Origin of the sequence: Rhodococcus marinonascens NBRC 14363 (assembly GCF_001894885.1) — a bacterium.
GTDB lineage: Bacteria > Actinomycetota > Actinomycetes > Mycobacteriales > Mycobacteriaceae > Rhodococcus_F > Rhodococcus_F marinonascens.
Window position 1 is genome coordinate 137,330 of sequence record NZ_BCXB01000013.1, and the last position, 16,266, is coordinate 153,595.

General features: G+C 62.6%; 22 protein-coding genes. 14 read left to right on the forward strand and 8 right to left on the reverse strand.

The window, feature by feature from the left end; translation table 11 throughout:
• Positions 1 to 43 precede the first annotated feature (43 nt).
• Entirely contained in the window at positions 44 to 424 is a 381-nt protein-coding gene (locus RM2_RS11895; RefSeq protein WP_072689348.1) for a hypothetical protein, read from the forward strand.
• A gap of 155 nt (positions 425 to 579) precedes the next feature.
• Here RM2_RS11895 and RM2_RS11900 read toward each other — a convergent pair whose 3' ends face one another.
• The 3 genes from RM2_RS11900 to RM2_RS11910 all read right to left on the reverse strand — a co-directional run bounded on the left by RM2_RS11900 (position 580) and on the right by RM2_RS11910 (position 1,764).
• Positions 580 to 792 (reverse strand): hypothetical protein, encoded by a 213-nt coding sequence (locus RM2_RS11900; RefSeq protein ID WP_072689350.1) that lies wholly within the window; start codon positions 790 to 792, stop codon positions 580 to 582.
• A gap of 106 nt (positions 793 to 898) precedes the next feature.
• On the reverse strand, positions 899 to 1,102 hold the full coding sequence (locus RM2_RS25905) for a helix-turn-helix domain-containing protein (RefSeq protein ID WP_084721752.1): 204 nt from the start codon (positions 1,100 to 1,102) through the stop codon (positions 899 to 901).
• Positions 1,066 to 1,764 carry a BRO family protein gene (locus tag RM2_RS11910; RefSeq protein WP_139277751.1) on the reverse strand — a complete coding sequence of 233 codons (699 nt, stop codon included), beginning with the start codon at positions 1,762 to 1,764 and terminating at the stop codon, positions 1,066 to 1,068. The genes RM2_RS25905 and RM2_RS11910 overlap by 37 nt, the downstream gene beginning before the upstream one ends.
• Positions 1,765 to 1,933: 169 nt before the next feature.
• Here RM2_RS11910 and RM2_RS24525 point away from each other — a divergent pair, with 169 nt between their 5' ends.
• A complete protein-coding gene (locus tag RM2_RS24525; protein WP_169846712.1) occupies positions 1,934 to 2,131 on the forward strand; it encodes a hypothetical protein in 198 nt (65 codons plus the stop codon).
• Here the strand turns inward: RM2_RS24525 and RM2_RS25910 are convergent.
• Entirely contained in the window at positions 2,039 to 2,275 is a 237-nt protein-coding gene (locus RM2_RS25910) for a helix-turn-helix domain-containing protein (RefSeq protein WP_072689354.1), read from the reverse strand. The genes RM2_RS24525 and RM2_RS25910 overlap by 93 nt on opposite strands.
• A gap of 98 nt (positions 2,276 to 2,373) precedes the next feature.
• On the opposite strand from RM2_RS25910, the gene RM2_RS11920 reads away from it, so the two are divergent.
• Positions 2,374 to 2,631, forward strand: coding sequence for a hypothetical protein (locus tag RM2_RS11920; RefSeq protein WP_072689356.1), 258 nt, complete (start codon positions 2,374 to 2,376; stop codon positions 2,629 to 2,631).
• Between the two features lie 351 nt (positions 2,632 to 2,982).
• A complete protein-coding gene (locus RM2_RS11925) occupies positions 2,983 to 3,345 on the forward strand; it encodes a helix-turn-helix domain-containing protein (RefSeq protein ID WP_072689359.1) in 363 nt (120 codons plus the stop codon).
• Between the two features lie 2 nt (positions 3,346 to 3,347).
• On the opposite strand, the gene RM2_RS11930 is transcribed toward RM2_RS11925, so the two are convergent.
• On the reverse strand, positions 3,348 to 3,950 hold the full coding sequence (locus tag RM2_RS11930; protein WP_084721753.1) for a phosphatase PAP2 family protein: 603 nt from the start codon (positions 3,948 to 3,950) through the stop codon (positions 3,348 to 3,350).
• Positions 3,947 to 5,026, reverse strand: coding sequence for a hypothetical protein (locus tag RM2_RS11935; protein ID WP_072689361.1), 1,080 nt, complete (start codon positions 5,024 to 5,026; stop codon positions 3,947 to 3,949). The genes RM2_RS11930 and RM2_RS11935 overlap by 4 nt, the downstream gene beginning before the upstream one ends.
• Before the next feature lie 667 nt (positions 5,027 to 5,693).
• Here RM2_RS11935 and RM2_RS25185 point away from each other — a divergent pair.
• Positions 5,694 to 6,884 (forward strand): tyrosine-type recombinase/integrase, encoded by a 1,191-nt coding sequence (locus RM2_RS25185; protein ID WP_245813863.1) that lies wholly within the window; start codon positions 5,694 to 5,696, stop codon positions 6,882 to 6,884.
• 148 nt (positions 6,885 to 7,032) lie between these two features.
• On the opposite strand, the gene RM2_RS11950 is transcribed toward RM2_RS25185, so the two are convergent.
• Both RM2_RS11950 and RM2_RS11955 read right to left on the reverse strand, forming a co-directional pair.
• Positions 7,033 to 8,244, reverse strand: coding sequence for a site-specific integrase (locus tag RM2_RS11950; RefSeq protein ID WP_072689364.1), 1,212 nt, complete (start codon positions 8,242 to 8,244; stop codon positions 7,033 to 7,035).
• The gene (locus RM2_RS11955) at positions 8,237 to 8,899 is read right to left on the reverse strand and encodes a helix-turn-helix domain-containing protein (protein WP_072689366.1); all 663 of its coding nucleotides are present in this window, start codon (positions 8,897 to 8,899) and stop codon (positions 8,237 to 8,239) included. The genes RM2_RS11950 and RM2_RS11955 overlap by 8 nt, the downstream gene beginning before the upstream one ends.
• 180 nt (positions 8,900 to 9,079) lie before the next feature.
• Here RM2_RS11955 and RM2_RS11960 point away from each other — a divergent pair, with 180 nt between their 5' ends.
• From RM2_RS11960 to RM2_RS12000, 9 genes are all read left to right on the forward strand, one after another.
• Positions 9,080 to 9,283: a helix-turn-helix domain-containing protein gene (locus RM2_RS11960; protein WP_072689369.1), complete on the forward strand. Its 204-nt coding sequence runs from the start codon at positions 9,080 to 9,082 to the stop codon at positions 9,281 to 9,283.
• Positions 9,284 to 9,380: 97 nt separating this feature from the next.
• On the forward strand, positions 9,381 to 9,977 hold the full coding sequence (locus RM2_RS11965) for a hypothetical protein (RefSeq protein WP_072689370.1): 597 nt from the start codon (positions 9,381 to 9,383) through the stop codon (positions 9,975 to 9,977).
• Complete coding sequence (locus RM2_RS11970; protein ID WP_245813865.1) at positions 9,974 to 11,233, forward strand: DUF3631 domain-containing protein; 1,260 nt, start codon at positions 9,974 to 9,976, stop codon at positions 11,231 to 11,233. Before RM2_RS11965 ends, RM2_RS11970 begins: the two co-directional genes overlap by 4 nt.
• A 243-nt stretch (positions 11,234 to 11,476) precedes the next feature.
• Positions 11,477 to 11,824 carry a hypothetical protein gene (locus RM2_RS11975; RefSeq protein WP_072689374.1) on the forward strand — a complete coding sequence of 116 codons (348 nt, stop codon included), beginning with the start codon at positions 11,477 to 11,479 and terminating at the stop codon, positions 11,822 to 11,824.
• A gap of 188 nt (positions 11,825 to 12,012) precedes the next feature.
• Positions 12,013 to 12,279, forward strand: a complete 267-nt coding sequence (locus RM2_RS11980) for a hypothetical protein (RefSeq protein ID WP_072689376.1) — start codon at positions 12,013 to 12,015, stop codon at positions 12,277 to 12,279.
• The gene (locus RM2_RS11985; protein ID WP_072689379.1) at positions 12,276 to 12,689 is read left to right on the forward strand and encodes a helix-turn-helix domain-containing protein; all 414 of its coding nucleotides are present in this window, start codon (positions 12,276 to 12,278) and stop codon (positions 12,687 to 12,689) included. Before RM2_RS11980 ends, RM2_RS11985 begins: the two co-directional genes overlap by 4 nt.
• Positions 12,686 to 13,570 (forward strand): major capsid protein, encoded by an 885-nt coding sequence (locus RM2_RS11990; RefSeq protein ID WP_072689382.1) that lies wholly within the window; start codon positions 12,686 to 12,688, stop codon positions 13,568 to 13,570. Before RM2_RS11985 ends, RM2_RS11990 begins: the two co-directional genes overlap by 4 nt.
• Before the next feature lie 12 nt (positions 13,571 to 13,582).
• Complete coding sequence (locus RM2_RS11995) at positions 13,583 to 13,795, forward strand: hypothetical protein (RefSeq protein ID WP_072689385.1); 213 nt, start codon at positions 13,583 to 13,585, stop codon at positions 13,793 to 13,795.
• 747 nt (positions 13,796 to 14,542) lie between these two features.
• Positions 14,543 to 15,637 (forward strand): beta-propeller fold lactonase family protein, encoded by a 1,095-nt coding sequence (locus tag RM2_RS12000; RefSeq protein ID WP_245813867.1) that lies wholly within the window; start codon positions 14,543 to 14,545, stop codon positions 15,635 to 15,637.
• Positions 15,638 to 16,266: the final 629 nt, after the last annotated feature.

Below are 16,266 nucleotides of genomic sequence, written 5' to 3' on the forward strand. Positions count from 1 at the left end.
CTACGGTGTGATCACCACAACCATCAACCGAAGGAGAAGACTCGTGACTGACGGACGGTTCTCGCACCTCGCTACCAGGCCGCACCTTGTCGACACTCAGCAACTCATCAACGCACTCCAAGCGCCCGGAGTCGCCGACGACGAGATCATCACCGCCATCGTCGCGGCGATCGCGAACCTCGAGAGCCTGATTCGGGTCGCTGATGACGACGACCCGTTCATCAACATCGGCGACCGCACCAACACCCCTATCACCAGTGGGGTTGTGAGAACGATGGAAGACTCGGGCCACACCGGCGTTGATCACGGCGTTTACGCCCTTGCTGCGATCGCACGCCTCGGGGCGCTTCTCGGCGGATTCAAGCAGCTCGAGAACCTTGCAAACGACCTCGGTACGCGTATCGAGAAGCTCGAACAGCGCTAGACCAATACTCCGGTCTTCATCCGAAAGCGGGGCTGAATGCCGAAGTGCAACACGCAGCACCGCATCGACGTTGAGTCTGAAGTTCCCTCCCTCGCGCACGATGGCACGAATCTCGCCGTGCGTGAGGGGTTCCCGCGCCTGCGCGCTTTCGCCGCTCATGAGGTGACCAGCGCGATCCATCCGATGCCGCCGAGGGTGGCACCGGGTGCGAAGGTCCACGCGTACGCCTGCACCGTCGACCAGGACCTCGTCGCGGGCTGGGTCAGGGCGACCGCTTCGTCAGCGGCCCGGTCGAACTCGGTGTAGGAGATGTCGCCGAACTCGGCGGCCAGCTCGTTGAACAGTGGGGTGTGATGGTCGATGCTCATCGTGTTCTCGTTTCGGTGAGTTGGGAGGCGCGGTGCTGCATGACGTCGGCGCGGAGGATCTCGTCGCGGACGCGGACGCACGCGGTGGCGAAGGGGCTGGGGAGGTTCATGCCACCCTCCGCTTCCGGGCGAGGTATGCAGCCAGGTCGGCCTCATCGATGCGATGACATTTGGGGGAGTGGACAATCCGGGGGATTTCACCGCGTCGGCACAGCTCGGATACCTTCGTGTGTGAAATGTTCATCAGCTCGCCGGCCTGCTTGTACGTGAGGCTCATGCCGCATCTCCGAACGCGATGTCCAACACCCATTCGGGATAGGAATTGACCCTGCCGTACATGGCGTGTGGAACCTTCGCTGTCTCGATGCCGCGGGCCTTCGCGATCATCGACGCCTGCTTCCCGACCCGCTGGAGGAACTGGCTCGACGTGTTCTCGATCTTGTGCAGTCGTGCGTAACCCAGTGCCGAGTAGTAGTCGTGCCGGCCTTCGATCGCATCCACGCGCGCCTCGGCGCGAGACGCGATCGCCTTGGCCTCGTCAGCGGTCCTCTGCGCGAGTTCGAGCTGATCTATCTGTGCGCGCATGAGATCGAAGGGGTTCAGACTCTTCTGTACTTCAGCTTCGCGGGTCTTGGTGACGAAATACGCCTGCGCCGCCGCGACCTCCGGCTTGTTCGGGTTGCCGTTCAGCGCGAGCAGGTAGGCGGCGTGCCGGGACAGTTCGTAGTCCTCCCGCGGCTTGGTTGCCGTAATAACCTGCGAACACAGGAAATTGCTGGGTATGTCGACGCCCTGGTTCCTGGCTGACGCCTTGGCGCGTTCGATTGAGGTCTGGAGGTTCTCCCACCGGGCGTAACCCATCAGTCCCATCAGGTCTCGGGCGGACCAGAACTCCGAGCCGTCGGCCCGGATCTGGCGTACTGCATCGAATGGAGACTGCTCATCGTCTGGCAGTCGGGTAACATCGGTCATGACTCTCTCCTTCAGATAGTCACTGACCGTCAGCCGGTGGTACGGCTGGCGGTTGTTTTGTATGGGCACCCCAGATATCGGGGTGCGGACCTGACGGCATCGGTCGCCGGCGTTGCCTCCGCAGCCGTGAATGCTGCGGGTATGCACCTTCAAACCCCCTGCGGGGCAGGTGTATCAGCGCGGCGCGCTCGCCAGGTTCTTGGTTCGCTATGGAGTTCTCAAAGGACATCCGGCTGCCGAGGTGGCCCTCGCCCTGCTGAAACAGGGCGAGGGTTTACCGAACGGCGTTGGCTCCGGCGGCATCGATGAGTGCGAAAGCGTCCATCCCGAGAAAATCCGCAATGTCCTCGACCAGATCAAGGTCTAGACACGACTCACCTCTCAAGAACCTGCCGACGGTGCCTCGGCTAATGCCGATTCCCGCTGCGAGCCTGGTTGCTGTCACATCTCTCCGTGCCATCTGAGCCTTGATCTCGCTGATGACCGCGAGTGCGGTTTGTGACCGGCTCATATGATCATCATTGCCTTAAATAAGCCAAAATGCAACCCTAGTACAACTATTTGATCCAAGAGATTGCCTATCTGTCGCTGTACGGATATATTTGCCGCATGGGACGCAGAGCTGAAGGGACGCCGGGTCGACTCTCGCTGGCCGTTGCCGCAGAGATCCGGGCCGAGCTGGCGCGTCAAGGATTGCCCTTGTCGGCGCTCGACGACGTCATTGGTAGCCACACATACACCTATGAGCGCCTACGCGGGAAGCGCAGTCTGAACCTCGACGAGGTTGAGATGCTGTGCGATCGGCTAGGAACCTCGTCGTCGCGACTGTTCGCCGCCGCACGTGAAGCCGCTGCGCTCAGTCGATGAGTAGGCCCCGATGCGGACCAAAGGTCCGCGAGACAGGAAACGAGCAAACCGACCATCTAGCGTGGTATTGCGGTTTCGCCATGGATATTCGCTACTATCAGACATGCAAATCCCTTATGGGTGGTCGAGGTCCCCGAAAGGGGACTTCTTGCCGATCCCCCGGCTGCGGTGCTACTGGCAAGTGAGAGCCGTAACCGGGGGTTTGTACTGAGTCAGCCGAAGCGTGCCGGAATAATCCCCCTCTGGATCGATTGCGTGATGTCAGGTTACGCGACGTCCTAAGAAAATCAAGGATATTCTTCAAGAAGCCTGTCGGGTCCGAGAGATGCAGAAGGTAGGAGAAGCGATCACATGGTGCATTTTTCTGAGAAGTTGCACTACCTCTTCGCGAACGTACATCCGAAGGATCGTGGTCCGTTCACCGCAGCCGAGGTCGTAAGAGCGATTCAGCGCGATGGGGGAACTCTTAGTGATGGCTACCTCTCGCAGCTTCTCAACGGCAAGACCGCATCCCCTGGGCTAGAGCAGCTCATGGCCCTCGCCAAGTTCTTTCGCGTGCCGCTGGACTACTTCGCCGACGATGACACCTATCAGGATTATCAGCAATACATTTCGTGGCTTCGGAGCCTGCGTGAGTCCGAGATACCAACCCGGGCACGGTCCTACAACCCATTCGCGGTCGAGGAACCACCCAGAAAGAAGAGGGGTCGATGATCCTAATAGAGTGCGGTCACCACTGCGTACGTGATCGGCGCCACGACCAGGCCCGTGCCTGTCCCGATCAATATCTGTGTCAGCGTGTGATCGCGTAAATGTAGTCGCGCCCAGCCGATCACCGGGGTCAACGCCAACAGCAGCCACCACCAGGGCGAGATGGCCAGACCGATTATTGCGACCGATCCGGACCAAACAGCGGTGTGCACCGAGGCCTTGATGTGAACGATCGAGGTCCACACCCCGATCGCCAGCAAAGTGGCCAGGCCCGCGACCGTTAGCCCGACGGTTTGCTGTGGAGCACCGAACACGAGCTGAAGTACCAGTGCGGCTGCCACGAGAGCCAAAATCGCGGCAAGGACGCGATGCCTTTGGTCGTGCTGGGTGACGTGATGATCGCCGACGCGATCGCGTCTCATCTCCCACAGGATCATCAGCATCGGCAAGACACCAGAGAACAACGCCACCACCGCACCCCACCGCCAGCTTCCGGCGTACGCGCCGACGAGAAGCGGCGCTGCAATGTTAACCGTCCATGGGGCGGCAATCTCGGTCACAAACCGAGCCGCGAAATCGGCTTTCCTGGCTTTCACTGAGCTGGTCACTGGCGCATTCTTGCGTATTCGCGACCGATCTGTCGAACCCACTGCGTATCGGTGACTTGATCCGGCGGCTGGAGGGAGTTGATGCCGAGGCTGGCGGTGTGACCGGTTGCAATCCAGGTCGCGACCGACTCGGCGGAGTGATCCGTCGTCGACACGATGGGCAGGCGCTCGGATTGTGCTTGCATCGCCAGCGCGTCGAGCACCTCAATTGCCCGATCAGACAGACGAACCCCACGAGACACGCCCTTGATCGAGGGTCTACGCACACCTGGCCAGCGCCTCACAAGATCGACGTGAAGGTGGTGAAACTGGCGGCGGTGACGGATGTGAACTACTGATCTTTCGACAGCCGACCATTGCAACCCGACCACTGTCAATAAGATCGCTATGATGACGAGCTTGGTGGACTGCTCGAACACCACCGGAGTCGGCTCAACCCACCCCACCCGCGCGAGCACGAAGTAGAGGCCACGAATCCACGCGTAGAGAGCAATCATCGCCACTCCGGCCGAAAGGATCAGTAGGCCACGCCCTGCCGATGACCGTGGTTCCGTCTGGCGAATCACCGCGTAGAAAATCGCGGTGCACAACACCGCCGCGGTGATCAGCACCAACGCCGCCGCCGCCGCATAGCCAGGGCGATGCCCATACAGTACGTCGAACTCGAAGCCGCTGGATGCTTGCGGGACTTCCTTTGTCGAGAAGAACATCACAGCTGTAGCAACAGTGACGGCCATTACGGCACCGAGGGTGCCCTTGACCCAAAGGCGCCGCCGACTGGGGGAGTCCGCGTCATCGTCCATCATCGCCACCAGAATCAGGGACACACCCCAAATTATGACCATGAATATGAGATGTTTGACCCCCGAGGCGGCGTTGTTGTAGCCGAGGAGTTTGCTCAAACCTCGACTCACGTCCGGAATATCCACGACTGCCATATTGACGGTGATGTGCGCAGCCATGCCCGCGAACACGAGGGCTGCTCCGGTCAGCATCAACGACCTGGACCTCCACCATCGTATCGCCACCGTAGCCGCAGAAAACCACAGCAGCACCGGCAGGATGATCGTCACCATGATCGACCCACCACCTGATTCAATCTGGCGCGGGCAATCGATGCCCGCCCCTGGCGGACTTTGCGGAGGCGAAACATCAGCTCGGAAGCGAACGCTTCAGCCTCACCTTCCGCCGCGTCGTGGTTCTGGCCACACTCGCGGCGCAACATGAAACTGGCAAGTGGGTCTGCAGGTTCGCCGACCATCATCGGTTGGTGTCCGAAGATGATGTGTCCGTACTCGTGGCCGATCGTTCGAGGGCGGGTGAGACACCATGGAGCGAAAGCGATCTCATCAAATGTGGCATGCTGACGCCAGACTCCGAAAACCCCCGCCCCCAGTGACGAGTCCTCGACGATGTCCACTCGGCGTCTTCTCTGCCTCGTCAGCGTCGCAGCTAGACCGTCGATAGAGGCCAATTCTGCTGGCGATGCAGCTGCCACTAGATCGTCGACCGCTAGACGAATCTTACGGTGAGCTTGATTCAAAACTTCCCAACTTTCACGGGTTGACGATGATACTGCCGATCGATATGGCCTCAACCTGCGAGATTCGCCGACTGTATGACGTCAAGTCGTTTAATAGTCAACATGCCCATGGCTAGCGCACACTACCCTGACAGCAAAACCCCCGCACCATGTCCGGCGCGGGGGTCGAGGAATCTGGGGATTCGAGAGGAAGTCCACCCGTGGCGCAGATCGTCGATCAGTGGACCGTGGCCAACCTGGACGGCGGCAAACGACTTCGCGGGGATCGCTGGGGCAAAGGCAAGCGGTGGCTCGTCCGATGGGATGAGAGCGGCCGGCGCGTATCCAAGGCATTCGAGAACAAAGAGGTCGCGGTGGCCTTTATGGGCCGCACGAGCACCGAGCAGGCTGATGGCACCTACATCACCAAGGACAAACGGGATGTCACCCTGAGTGACGTTTGGCCGCTGTGGTGGTCCGGCAAGGCTGGCAAGTCCAAGTCGACACGTGACGGCTACCAGGCGGCATGGAAGCACATCGAGCCGAAATGGGGCAGTGTTGCCTGCCAGGAGATTTCCCGGGCCGCTGTCGCTGCATGGCTCCCGACACTGACGGGTCGGCTACGTGGCGACGACGGAGAGCGGCTGCCGCTGAGTGAGTCCTCCACACAGAAGGTCATCATCACACTGAATGGGCTCCTCGAGATGGCTGTCGAGGAGCGGATTGTGCTGTCGAATCCGATCAGAACCAAGGACGCGCCGCGGCAGAAGTCGAGCCAGCGTCGATACCTATCCGTCGCGGAGGTCGACCGACTGTCCGCAGTTATGCCGTCCGGCATCACTCGACTGATCGTGAACGTCTTGATCCGCACCGGCATTCGTCCGGGCGAGGCGTTTGGCCTCCAGGTCGGCGATCTCGATGCGTCGCGGGGCCGACTGCGAATCTCGCGGGATGTGGATGCAAAGGGCGCGGCCGATGACACCAAGACCGGCAAACACCGGGACGTGCCTGTCGGCGGCGAGCTCCTGCTCGATCTCGAAGACGCCGCAGAGGGTCGAGGACGCGAGGAGTGGCTGCTGGCCGACTCGAGGGGTGGCTGGACTCGAAACCGTTGGCGCACGGTCTGGAAGACCGCGACCGAAGGCGCCGGCCTCGACGATCTCGACACGTACGAGCTTCGCCACACTGCGGCGTCGTTGGCGATTCACTCGGGCGCGAACGTCAAGACCGTGCAGCGGATGCTCGGGCACTCGTCGGCGGCGATGACTCTCGACATCTACGGGCACCTCTGGGATGAGGAGCTGGACGCACTACCGAAGGCGATGGACGAGCACATGCGCGCCGAGCGGAAGCGTTTCACGGAACGACGAGAAAGAGCCGTCAGACAGCAGGGAGACAGCAAGATCATCTAACTTGCAGGCCAGAGGCGTATTTCTCTTATCTACGGATCAAGAGGTTAGGGGTTCGAATCCCTTCGGGCGCACAACGGAAAGCCCCTTACCAGCAGCAATGCGGGTGAGGGGCTTTCTCGTAGTTGGGCGAGATTGTTCGGCTCAACATTTACTCAATAGATTGCGTGACGGCGGGGCCGAAGGTGTTGAGTACGGAGGTCATGTCTGGGACGTTTGTCACGCGTTCGATGTAGTGAGCTTCCGTGACCCGAGTGTTCGCATGGCCGAGCTGGGCCTGTGCGCCCTCGACGCCGTACTGCTGTTTCACCAAGGTTGCGACGGTGCGCCTGAACGAGTGAGGCTTCACCCAGTCGTATTCCTGGCCTAGCGCTGCCCGCCACGCTCGCCGCACGTTGGCCGGCGACACCCAGTTTCCCGTCCCGGTGATGAACACTGCTCCCACTGACTCCTCGGGCACTGGCTGGCTCAACCGATGTCGCAAGGTGTCGGCTGCGAATTGCGGCAGCATCACGGTCAATGGGGGAGCGTCCCCTTTTCGGTACTCCTGGCGCCGCAGCTTCTCGCCCTTGATGCGAGGCACAATCAACGTACCTCGAATCGCCACAGTTGCCGGATCTGTAGACAGGTCCACGTCATCCCGGAGTATGGCCAGCACTTCACCGATGCGGCCGCCCGTGGCAATGAGTAGATCCATGATGTCCTGTAGGTCCACCCCAGGCTTAGGTCCTGGCCGTGGCCGCACTACGCCATTTGTGTCGAGTTCTTCGTGTCGGCAGTAGTCCGTAATCTTTTCCCGCACAGCCGCGAATTCGTCGACCGTGATCGCGCGGACGGGCTTCTTTCTGATTTTGGGTCGCGTCGTCTCCCTGGCTGGATTGTGTGGAATCAGATCGAGTCGGACCGCGGTCGAGAAGATGCCACTGCATACGATCTGCGCGACCCTGGCCCGAGAGGGCGCAGTCTTTGCGGTGGTCCGCAGGAATGCGTCAACCGTCCCGGTAGTGACCTCCTCGACTAGCAAGGAACCGAGGGCGGGGTTGCAGACACGCTCCCAGGTGTCAGTGTAGGTGCCCAGTGTTTGAGGCTCTACCGCGTCGCGCTTCTCGTCCAGCCAATAGGCAGCGAGATCCGTCATTGGAGACCGGGCACTCAACGCAGCTCGGGCACCTGTCGGCGCCACCCGCTCGGTGAGCTTCTTCTGTACGTTGCGTCTGGCGTCTTCTGCCGATGTGCCGGTGGCCTCAACGAGTCGCAGCTTGCCGTCGCGGTCCCGTATCCGAACTTTGGCCACGTCGGTGCCGCTCCGGACAGTGTTCGTGATCTTCCCCCACTCGCCGGGCTTGAGGCGCTGCCTAGTCATCGCCTGAACTCCGCGCCCGGTTCAAGCGCTCAGAGTTTCGAACGGCAGCTTTCTCGAGCGCAGCACGTCTTCTGCGTTGTTTCTCCTCCGACCGGGGGATCAGCCCAAGCGCCTCCATGTGCCATTCGAGTTGCTCGCAAGCGCGCGTGTACTGATCCCACCACTGCTGCTGTTGAATTCCGCCCGCAGCTTCGAAGTCTGACGCGTCGAACTGGCTCTTTGCGTACATCACATGATCTTCCAGTTCGACGAGCCTGAGCGATTTGGCCATCATTGTCTGCCTCACAGAAATATCCGCCCGCTCTTGAGATTCCTCGGATTCCTGAGTAAGCGCTCGCTCACCGGACGCCCATAGCGCCGCGTCGATTGACCTTTCGACCTTGCCGGGTAGAACCTCAACTTCGCCATTTGGGAGGTCCGGAAACAGTAGCTGAAGTGGTGAAATATCAAGCGCCGCAGCTATGAGCAGGAGCTCTGTTACGTCGACTCCCGACTTCCTGCCCACTTCGAGATTCGAGATCGCCGAACGGCTGACGCGGTGGCCTAACTCCTCGGTTCGATCCGAGAGCCACTGCGCAGACCTTCCACCCCTCTCCTCTTTGATCGCCTCCGCGATTCTCCTGATGGTGCTGCCGACCCAAGTTGTTTGCGTCATATCTACGCAGTCTAGTAGAGACTTGCGCGGATTCCAATAGTCCTGTACAGCTTACGTTGATACTGCGCAACAGTCATAGACATTGCGCGATAGCAACGCAAATCGATATTCGAAAACTCCGCGAGACGGGCAAGAAAGAGGCGCTCAGCAGGGCGTCTGCACCTCAACGAATCGAGAAAAATGTCTGCACAGCACGCACGACTCCTCACGATCCCTCAGACGATGGAGGCATTGAGCCTCGGTCGGTCCAAGGTGTTCGAACTGATCGAGTCCGGCGAAATCCGGTCCGTGAAGATCGGTCGTTCCCGGCGCATCCCAATGAGCGCAATCAATGAATACATCGAGCGACTGGAGTCCGAGCAGTGCCCAAGGGTGAGCGCCTAATGCCGTCTCACGCGCCCACAAAAACGCCCCCGATGCCGGCCAGGGCATCGAGGGCAATGGAACCAGCCCAACCAGCAATTGAAGGAACGGATTCCCTATGACTCTACCGAACACCGCACGTCTCGACGACCTTGTCACCTCGACGGTCGCCACCCGCGCCGTCGTCGACATGGGTGTCGACTTCGAGCACGGCCTGACCGCCGAGCTGGACCTTATCCGTTCGATCGGCCCCGAACCATCACTCGACGTCCTCGTTGCTGGCTCGCTGATGTGGGCTCGTGCCGAGGATGCCCGCGAGGCCGCACGACTGCTCGACCTCAATGACCTCGACACCCCGGCCGCTCGAACCGTGATGGAGGTGGTGTTGTCCCTGCTGGATGCACGCCGCCCCCACTATGGCACCGCAGTCGGCAACGAACTCGCCCGCCGGGGCCTGCACAGCGATTCGGTCAAACGGTTCCTGTTGGACGCGATCACCTGCGGTGCCGACGCGAACACCCTTGCCCCGCAGTCCTACACCGCCGCGCTCGTCGCGCAGGCGTACCGGGCGCGATTCGAAAGCCTCGGTAAGGCACTCGTCGAAGCCGCTCAGTCGTTCCCCGAGTCCGATTTGTTGCCCCTGTTGCGTCAGGCGGGCACCGAAGCCGTACACCACGCCAGACGGCTCGCCGAACTGAGAGGAGAAGCCGCGTGAACGCCACCGTGACGGAAATACCCTGTGGTGCTGACATCCTCGACGACACCGAGAAATGGTGCGGTCGGTTCATCGCAGTGCCGGACGACCGTGACCTTTCCTTGCTCACACTGTGGGCCGTCTCTACGCACCTGGCGCTCGAGACGTACACGACACCGCGACTGCTGATCGACTCGACAATGCCGGGCAGCGGGAAGACGACGGTCCTCGACCACTTCCAACGGTTGTGCCACGCGCCCATACAGGCAGCCTCTCTATCCTCGCCAGCCTTGCTGGTGCGACTGCTACAGAACGGGATTCGGACCATCTGCATAGACGAGGTGGACCGGTCGCTGTCACCGAACAAGCCGGGCGTCGAAGACCTCATCGGGATTCTCAACAGCGGGTACCGGCGCGGTGCTACCCGCCCGGTCCTGGTCCACGCCAAGGGTGGCGAGTGGGTGGTCAAGGAGATGCCGACCTTCGCGCCGGTCGCAATGGCCGGCAACTCACCCCGCCTGCCTGACGACACACGGTCTCGAGCAATCAGGGTTCTGTTGATGCCCGACCTTGACGGGGTGATCGAAGACTCCGATTGGGAGTACATCGAGGATGATGCACGCGCGCTCGGCGCTCGTGTCGCCGCATTCGCCGACTCGGTACGTGAACAGGTGCGGACGATGAAGGTCGACCTTCCCGAGGGCTGCATCGGCCGTGCCAAGGAGAAGTGGAGGCCGCTCAAGCGGGTAGCGGTCGCCGCTGGTGGGCACTGGCCGCAGATCGCCGACGAGTTGATCGAACGGGATCTCGCCGAGACGCGAGCCGAACGGGACGCCGGCCTGCAACAGCTGCCGCCGGGCATGGTGATGATGAGCGACCTGCACGAACTCTGGCCCGACGGCACCGACTTCGTGCCCACCACGGAACTGGTTGCCGGACTGATCCGCCACAACCCCGAGTACTGGGGCATGGCGAGTGCATACGGCAAAGCGCTGACCGCGACCCGACTGGGCAAGCTCGTTTCCCAGGCGTCGAAAGTCACCTCGCAGCGCCCCGGCGGCCGAGGCCCCCGCGGCTACTCGCGAGCGGTGCTTGCACCCGTGTGGAACCGACTTGGCATAGGTCGGTTAGAACCCGGTGCACCTGGCTACCCCGGTGCACCTGGCGCACAACTGCACCGGGTTAACCGAGATAACCGGGTGCACCAAGTTGAACCCGACCCCCTTCAACTTGGTGCACAACCCGGATCACCGCAGGTAGGAGGCGATGCAGCATGACCGGCCGACGCAACGCCAGACGAGAACCCGGCACCGTCGCACTCCTCGCCGCAATCCTCGACCGCCGGCCGAATCTGCCAGACGCAGCCTGCCGAGACAGTTCGCGGTCTTCGACAAAGCGCTGCACCCAGACGGCCGCGACGACCACACCCGCGCACAGATCGAAGCCGAACGAATCTGCCGACACTGCGCACACGCATTGCACTGCCCCGACACACTCGCCACCCGACAACAGGAGACCGCATGAACGAGATCCCGAACCCACTGCCCGACACCGCCATGATCGTCGACGACAACGGCGCACCGCTGGCAGTAATCAATATCGACCAGATGCAGGCGGATTCGATCGCCCTCGCCTACGACATGGCACGCAACTGCCACGACGTGAACGCCCTCGACCAGGTGTCGGCGAAGTGGCTCGACAAGGTTGGCGCAGAAGGGTTCGGCTACGTTGCAGCGGGGGCACTTCGCACACTCACGCATCACATCCTCGACCCGACGCTGCAAGTGCTCGAGGAGATCGCCCCGACGATCCCGCTGCGTTCCCAACTCGACGACGCGCACCGCAACGCCACCAAGAGCGAGCACTGACGGCCTCAAGACCCGCCCCCGGAAATCATCGAGGGGGTGGGGGGTCCGGGACTTCCCGGTCCAGTCACTCCTTTTTTACAGCGGCCCCGAAACTCACGTGCAAAACCGGCCCCGAGCTGCACCGATGATGCGGAATCGGGTCGACCAGAACCCCATAAAACCTGCACCCCTACCGAAGGAACCCAGCCATGACATTCGAACCTGACCCCGACGACCTCAACGACGACGAGTTCAACGAGAGGAACGTGGACTACTTCACAGACGAGCTGGCCGGCCTCGACGTCGAAGCAACGCTCGCAAACCCCCGCAACCTTTCGCATTACCGGCGTTCGATCGAGTACGGCCGCGACGGACGCCCTCTGCACGAGCTGGACCGGCTCGCCAACCCACCCGGCTCTGATCGGTGGCCGTTCCCCCTCCCAGAAGACGGGCTCGACGAGGACGACCTGTCATGACGGATCTTCCCGAGCTGTTCGACCTCGGTGACCGGGTGCTGTTGGGTCCTCGCCCGGCTGCCGAGGTCGCGGCCGTCATCCGCGTGACCACCACGTTGCTTTCCCGCGTGGGCAGTCCGGCGCTACCCCAACGGATAACCCGGCTCGCCGACCACCTCGAACGGTTCGCCGATCCTGCCGTCCACGGTAGTACGGCACTGCCGCAACAGGATTCGTCTCTACCGTCAACCACGCCGATCCTGCTCGACCCGGTCTCGACCACCGACGCCGCCCAGTTCCTCGGATGCTCGGACAACGCCATCCGGCAACGACTGCGACGGGGAACCCTGGCAGGGCACAGGATCTCCGGCCGCTGGTGGATCGACCGCCACGACCTGACCACACCACTACCGCAGGAGAACCAACCGTGAGCTACCCCCTCACCCCCACTCTGACCGGCCGACAGCTCACCGTCGACGCCGCCCTCAACACCCCGCCCCTGATCACCAAGCGCATCGCGGCCCTGACCGCCGACCAACTGGTGATCGACAAGTTCCTGTCCGCGACCGGGCAGAAGGTCGAAGGCGGTGCCCTGCTGTACACGCAGGCCAGCGCCGAGAACATGTACACCACCCGCGACGTCGAACAACGTGCGGCCGGAGCCGAATACCCGGTCGTGATGGGGGAGCGGCCCGAACCCAAGCTCGCCGAAGCCGAGGACTGGGGCGGCAAGTTCTTCGTCACCGACGAGGCCCGCACCCGTAACAACGTCTCCGAGTTCGACGACAACGTCACCCAGCTCGCGAACACCATCACCCGCAAGATCAACCAGCGCGTCATTGACGCCATCGAGGCCGCGATCACCGGCAACGGTGTTGTTCCCGGCCACGACTGGAACAACGTCATCACGTCCGGCCCGCTCGACGCGCTGACCCCGAACAACGAACGGCCCGCCGCAGACTGGGCAATCTCGCAGCTCGCAGCCGACATGGGCGAGCTCGGTGTCATCTTCGATCTGCTCGTGTTGCACCCGCAGGAGCACCACTCCCTCAAGGTCGCCTACGGCGAAGACCTCGCAGCGGTCCTTGCCTCCAACAACCTGTCGGTGTTCACCAGCCCCCGCCTGACCCCCGGCACCGGCTACGCGGTGAAGAAGGGTAACGCCGGGATCATGGCCTACGAAAAGCCCTTGAACACAACCACCTGGCGCGACGAAGCCCGCCGCGTTACCTGGGTGCAGTCTTACGCGGTCCCGGCAATCGCGGTCACCAACCCGCTCGCAATCAAGAAGCTCACCGGGCTCGACGGCTGATCGGGGGACACGATGCAGACGAAGACCGCCGCAGAGCGGGAACGGATGTACCGGCGGATCATCGCCAACGCAGTCGGTGCCGGTCGGATCGGAGCCAGCAAACGCGGCACCTGGCTCAACCGCCTCCGCAAGAGCCCAATCGCAACCAATGCACTGCTCGCGGGCCTGACCCCGGTCCGCACTGCTGAGCCGACCGAACCTGAGCCACCCGCCTGGTTCGGCTAATCAGCCACACCACGGCGTCAAACTCACCCACCACGGGCCGTCACACCCGCCGTAGACCGGGAACGCATGGCCCGACAGGGAGCTTATCCTTTCGCCTCCCATGACCCGACCAGCGCCGAGCACAGGAACACCCCCGGACCTCACAGGCCGGGGGTGTTCTGCACTCTTACCCGGAAATCATCAAGGGGGTGGGGGTACCGAGACTCCTCGGTCCAGTCTCGCGTATATCTCTCCGGCTTTTTCCACACAACCGCCGATCGGGGTGCCCGAAATCATCAAGACCCCGGGGGTAGGGACTCCATTGGTCCCAGTCTCGCGTCTCTCTCCCCTGGGGAAACGCTCCGGAAAGAGGAGGGCTGATGCCGTCGACAACTCCTCGGCATCGTCCAGATCGTCACCACGGCCCTACCCAGCTCCACGCAGAGCGCCCCGGTCACCATCTGGCCGGGGCGCGCCTGGATTCCCGATGCAACCCCCCAGCTTGCCGCCGCCGCACCCTCAGGGAAGCGGCCGCCGCGAGCGCGACACATCGGCAACAACGCGCATCAGCTTCGCTCGGTCAACTCCGCAGGTCCGAATGTCCGATCATGCCTAGTGGGGCCTCGTGTGGCCGTGAGGGTTCCGACGGATTCTGCGTCGAGATCAGGATTCGGTTGCTAGCCTCCGATGGGCTGATGGTCGGATCCGACCACCGGTTTTCCCACAGCACGGTTGATCCGTTTTGTTCCTCTGAGACAGGAGAAAAATGTGAATCACCACAGCAGTTTCCGCGCCTATCCCACGATCAGGGGGCGTGTCCGACGTCTATCGGCCGGGTTGATCGCCACGGTCGCGTTGGTGGCCGGTATGGCCGGGATGGGGGCGGCGGCCGCGGCAGCGGATACCGTCATCGACACCGTCCCGGTCGGGACCAACCCGAACGGGGTGGCGATCACTCCGGACGGGTCCCGCGCCTACGTCGCCAACAGGGTTGACAACACGGTGTCGGTGATCGACACCGCCACCAACATGGTCGTGGGCGCGCCCATCCCGGTCGGGCTCCTCCCGGTCGGGGTGGCGGTCACTACCCCGGACGGGTCCTTCGCCTACGTCACCAACAGCGGTGGCGCTTCGGTGTCGGTGATCAATACCGGCACCAACATGGTGGACGCGACCGTCACGGTCGGGAACGCCCCGTTCGGGGTGGCGGTCACCCCGGACGGGTCCCGCGCCTACGTCACCAACGCTGGCGCCAATACGGTGTCGGTGATCAATACCGGCACCAACATGGTGGACGCGACCGTCACCGTCGGGAACGCCCCGTCCAGGGTGGCGGTCACCCCGGACGGATCCTTCGCCTACGTCACCAACGCTGGCGCCAATACGGTGTCGGTGATCGACACCGGCACCAACATGGTGGACGCGACCGTCATGGTCGGGACCTTCCCGTCCGGGGTGGCGATCACCCCGGACGGGTCCCGCGCCTACGTCGCCAACTTTAACGACGGTACGGTGTCGGTGATCGACACCGTCACCAACATGGTGGCCGAGACCGTCATGGTCGGGACCTTCCCGGTCGGGGTGGCGGTCGCCCCGGACGGATCCCGCGCCTACGTCACCAACAGCGGTGGCGCTTCGGTGTCGGTGATCGACACCGCCACCAATACAGTGGCCGAGACCGTCACCGTCGGGGCCAACCCGATCGGGGTGGCGATCACCCCGGACGGGTCCCGCGCCTACGTCACCAACAACGGTGCCGGTACGGTGTCGGTGATCGGTATCGACCAGTGCACCGGATCGTTGTGCTTCGATTTCGGTTCGTTGACCGGCAGCGGCTCGGGCGCAGGCAGCGTTTTCAGCTGACACCCGCACCGACTCACCGGATGACGCCGCCACCCTCACGGCCGAGGTGGCGGCGTCATCCGGTGAGTCGACGGGAGTCGGCGGTAGAACAGGGCGCCATGAACGCCGAGACCGGGTGGCATCGCGAGTTCGAGCTATCGGTGCCTATGGCCGCGGATGGTATCGGCCCAATCCGTGGTTGATGGAGCACATCGAGAAGGTCGCAGAGAACTTAAGCCACACTTGGTGGGATGAGCGGGGATGGCGGCGGAAAGAGAAACGCGACCGAAACCGAAACCTGAACCGCGCTACTGGCAGTGACCTCTGCTGGAGTCGGTTCTGCGCCACACGTGTCCCTCGGACCGTGTGGCTCAGTCGTCTTACCGGCAACCCTGTTCGGCGCCGCCGGTGAGACCCCCCCGGTCCAGGGGCGCGCCTGGATTCCCGATGCAACCCCGCCTGCTTGCCGCCGCCGCACCCTCAGGGAAGCGGCCGCCGTGAGCGCGACACATCGGCACCAACGCGCATCGTAGTCGGGTCAGGATCCGAATGCGTTGCCCGCCGATCCTGTGCTGACAGGCTCGTCGGTGCCACCACCCGCGTCGGTGACAGTGACGGTGACGGTCTCGGAGGTCGAACCGGTACGGCCC

Bases quoted from the DNA above. Each gene is read 5' to 3' on its own strand.
- RM2_RS11900 (WP_072689350.1), bottom strand. From the start codon at position 792: ATGAGCATCGACCATCACACCCCACTGTTCAACGAGCTGGCCGCCGAG.
- RM2_RS25905 (WP_084721752.1), bottom strand. From the start codon at position 1,102: ATGGGTGTTGGACATCGCGTTCGGAGATGCGGCATGAGCCTCACGTAC.
- RM2_RS11910 (WP_139277751.1), bottom strand. From the start codon at position 1,764: ATGACCGATGTTACCCGACTGCCAGACGATGAGCAGTCTCCATTCGAT.
- RM2_RS25910 (WP_072689354.1), bottom strand. From the start codon at position 2,275: ATGAGCCGGTCACAAACCGCACTCGCGGTCATCAGCGAGATCAAGGCT.
- RM2_RS11920 (WP_072689356.1), top strand. From the start codon at position 2,374: ATGGGACGCAGAGCTGAAGGGACGCCGGGTCGACTCTCGCTGGCCGTT.
- RM2_RS11925 (WP_072689359.1), top strand. From the start codon at position 2,983: ATGGTGCATTTTTCTGAGAAGTTGCACTACCTCTTCGCGAACGTACAT.
- RM2_RS11935 (WP_072689361.1), bottom strand. From the start codon at position 5,026: ATGGTGACGATCATCCTGCCGGTGCTGCTGTGGTTTTCTGCGGCTACG.
- RM2_RS11950 (WP_072689364.1), bottom strand. From the start codon at position 8,244: ATGACTAGGCAGCGCCTCAAGCCCGGCGAGTGGGGGAAGATCACGAAC.
- RM2_RS11955 (WP_072689366.1), bottom strand. From the start codon at position 8,899: ATGACGCAAACAACTTGGGTCGGCAGCACCATCAGGAGAATCGCGGAG.
- RM2_RS11960 (WP_072689369.1), top strand. From the start codon at position 9,080: ATGTCTGCACAGCACGCACGACTCCTCACGATCCCTCAGACGATGGAG.
- RM2_RS11965 (WP_072689370.1), top strand. From the start codon at position 9,381: ATGACTCTACCGAACACCGCACGTCTCGACGACCTTGTCACCTCGACG.
- RM2_RS11975 (WP_072689374.1), top strand. From the start codon at position 11,477: ATGAACGAGATCCCGAACCCACTGCCCGACACCGCCATGATCGTCGAC.
- RM2_RS11980 (WP_072689376.1), top strand. From the start codon at position 12,013: ATGACATTCGAACCTGACCCCGACGACCTCAACGACGACGAGTTCAAC.
- RM2_RS11985 (WP_072689379.1), top strand. From the start codon at position 12,276: ATGACGGATCTTCCCGAGCTGTTCGACCTCGGTGACCGGGTGCTGTTG.
- RM2_RS11995 (WP_072689385.1), top strand. From the start codon at position 13,583: ATGCAGACGAAGACCGCCGCAGAGCGGGAACGGATGTACCGGCGGATC.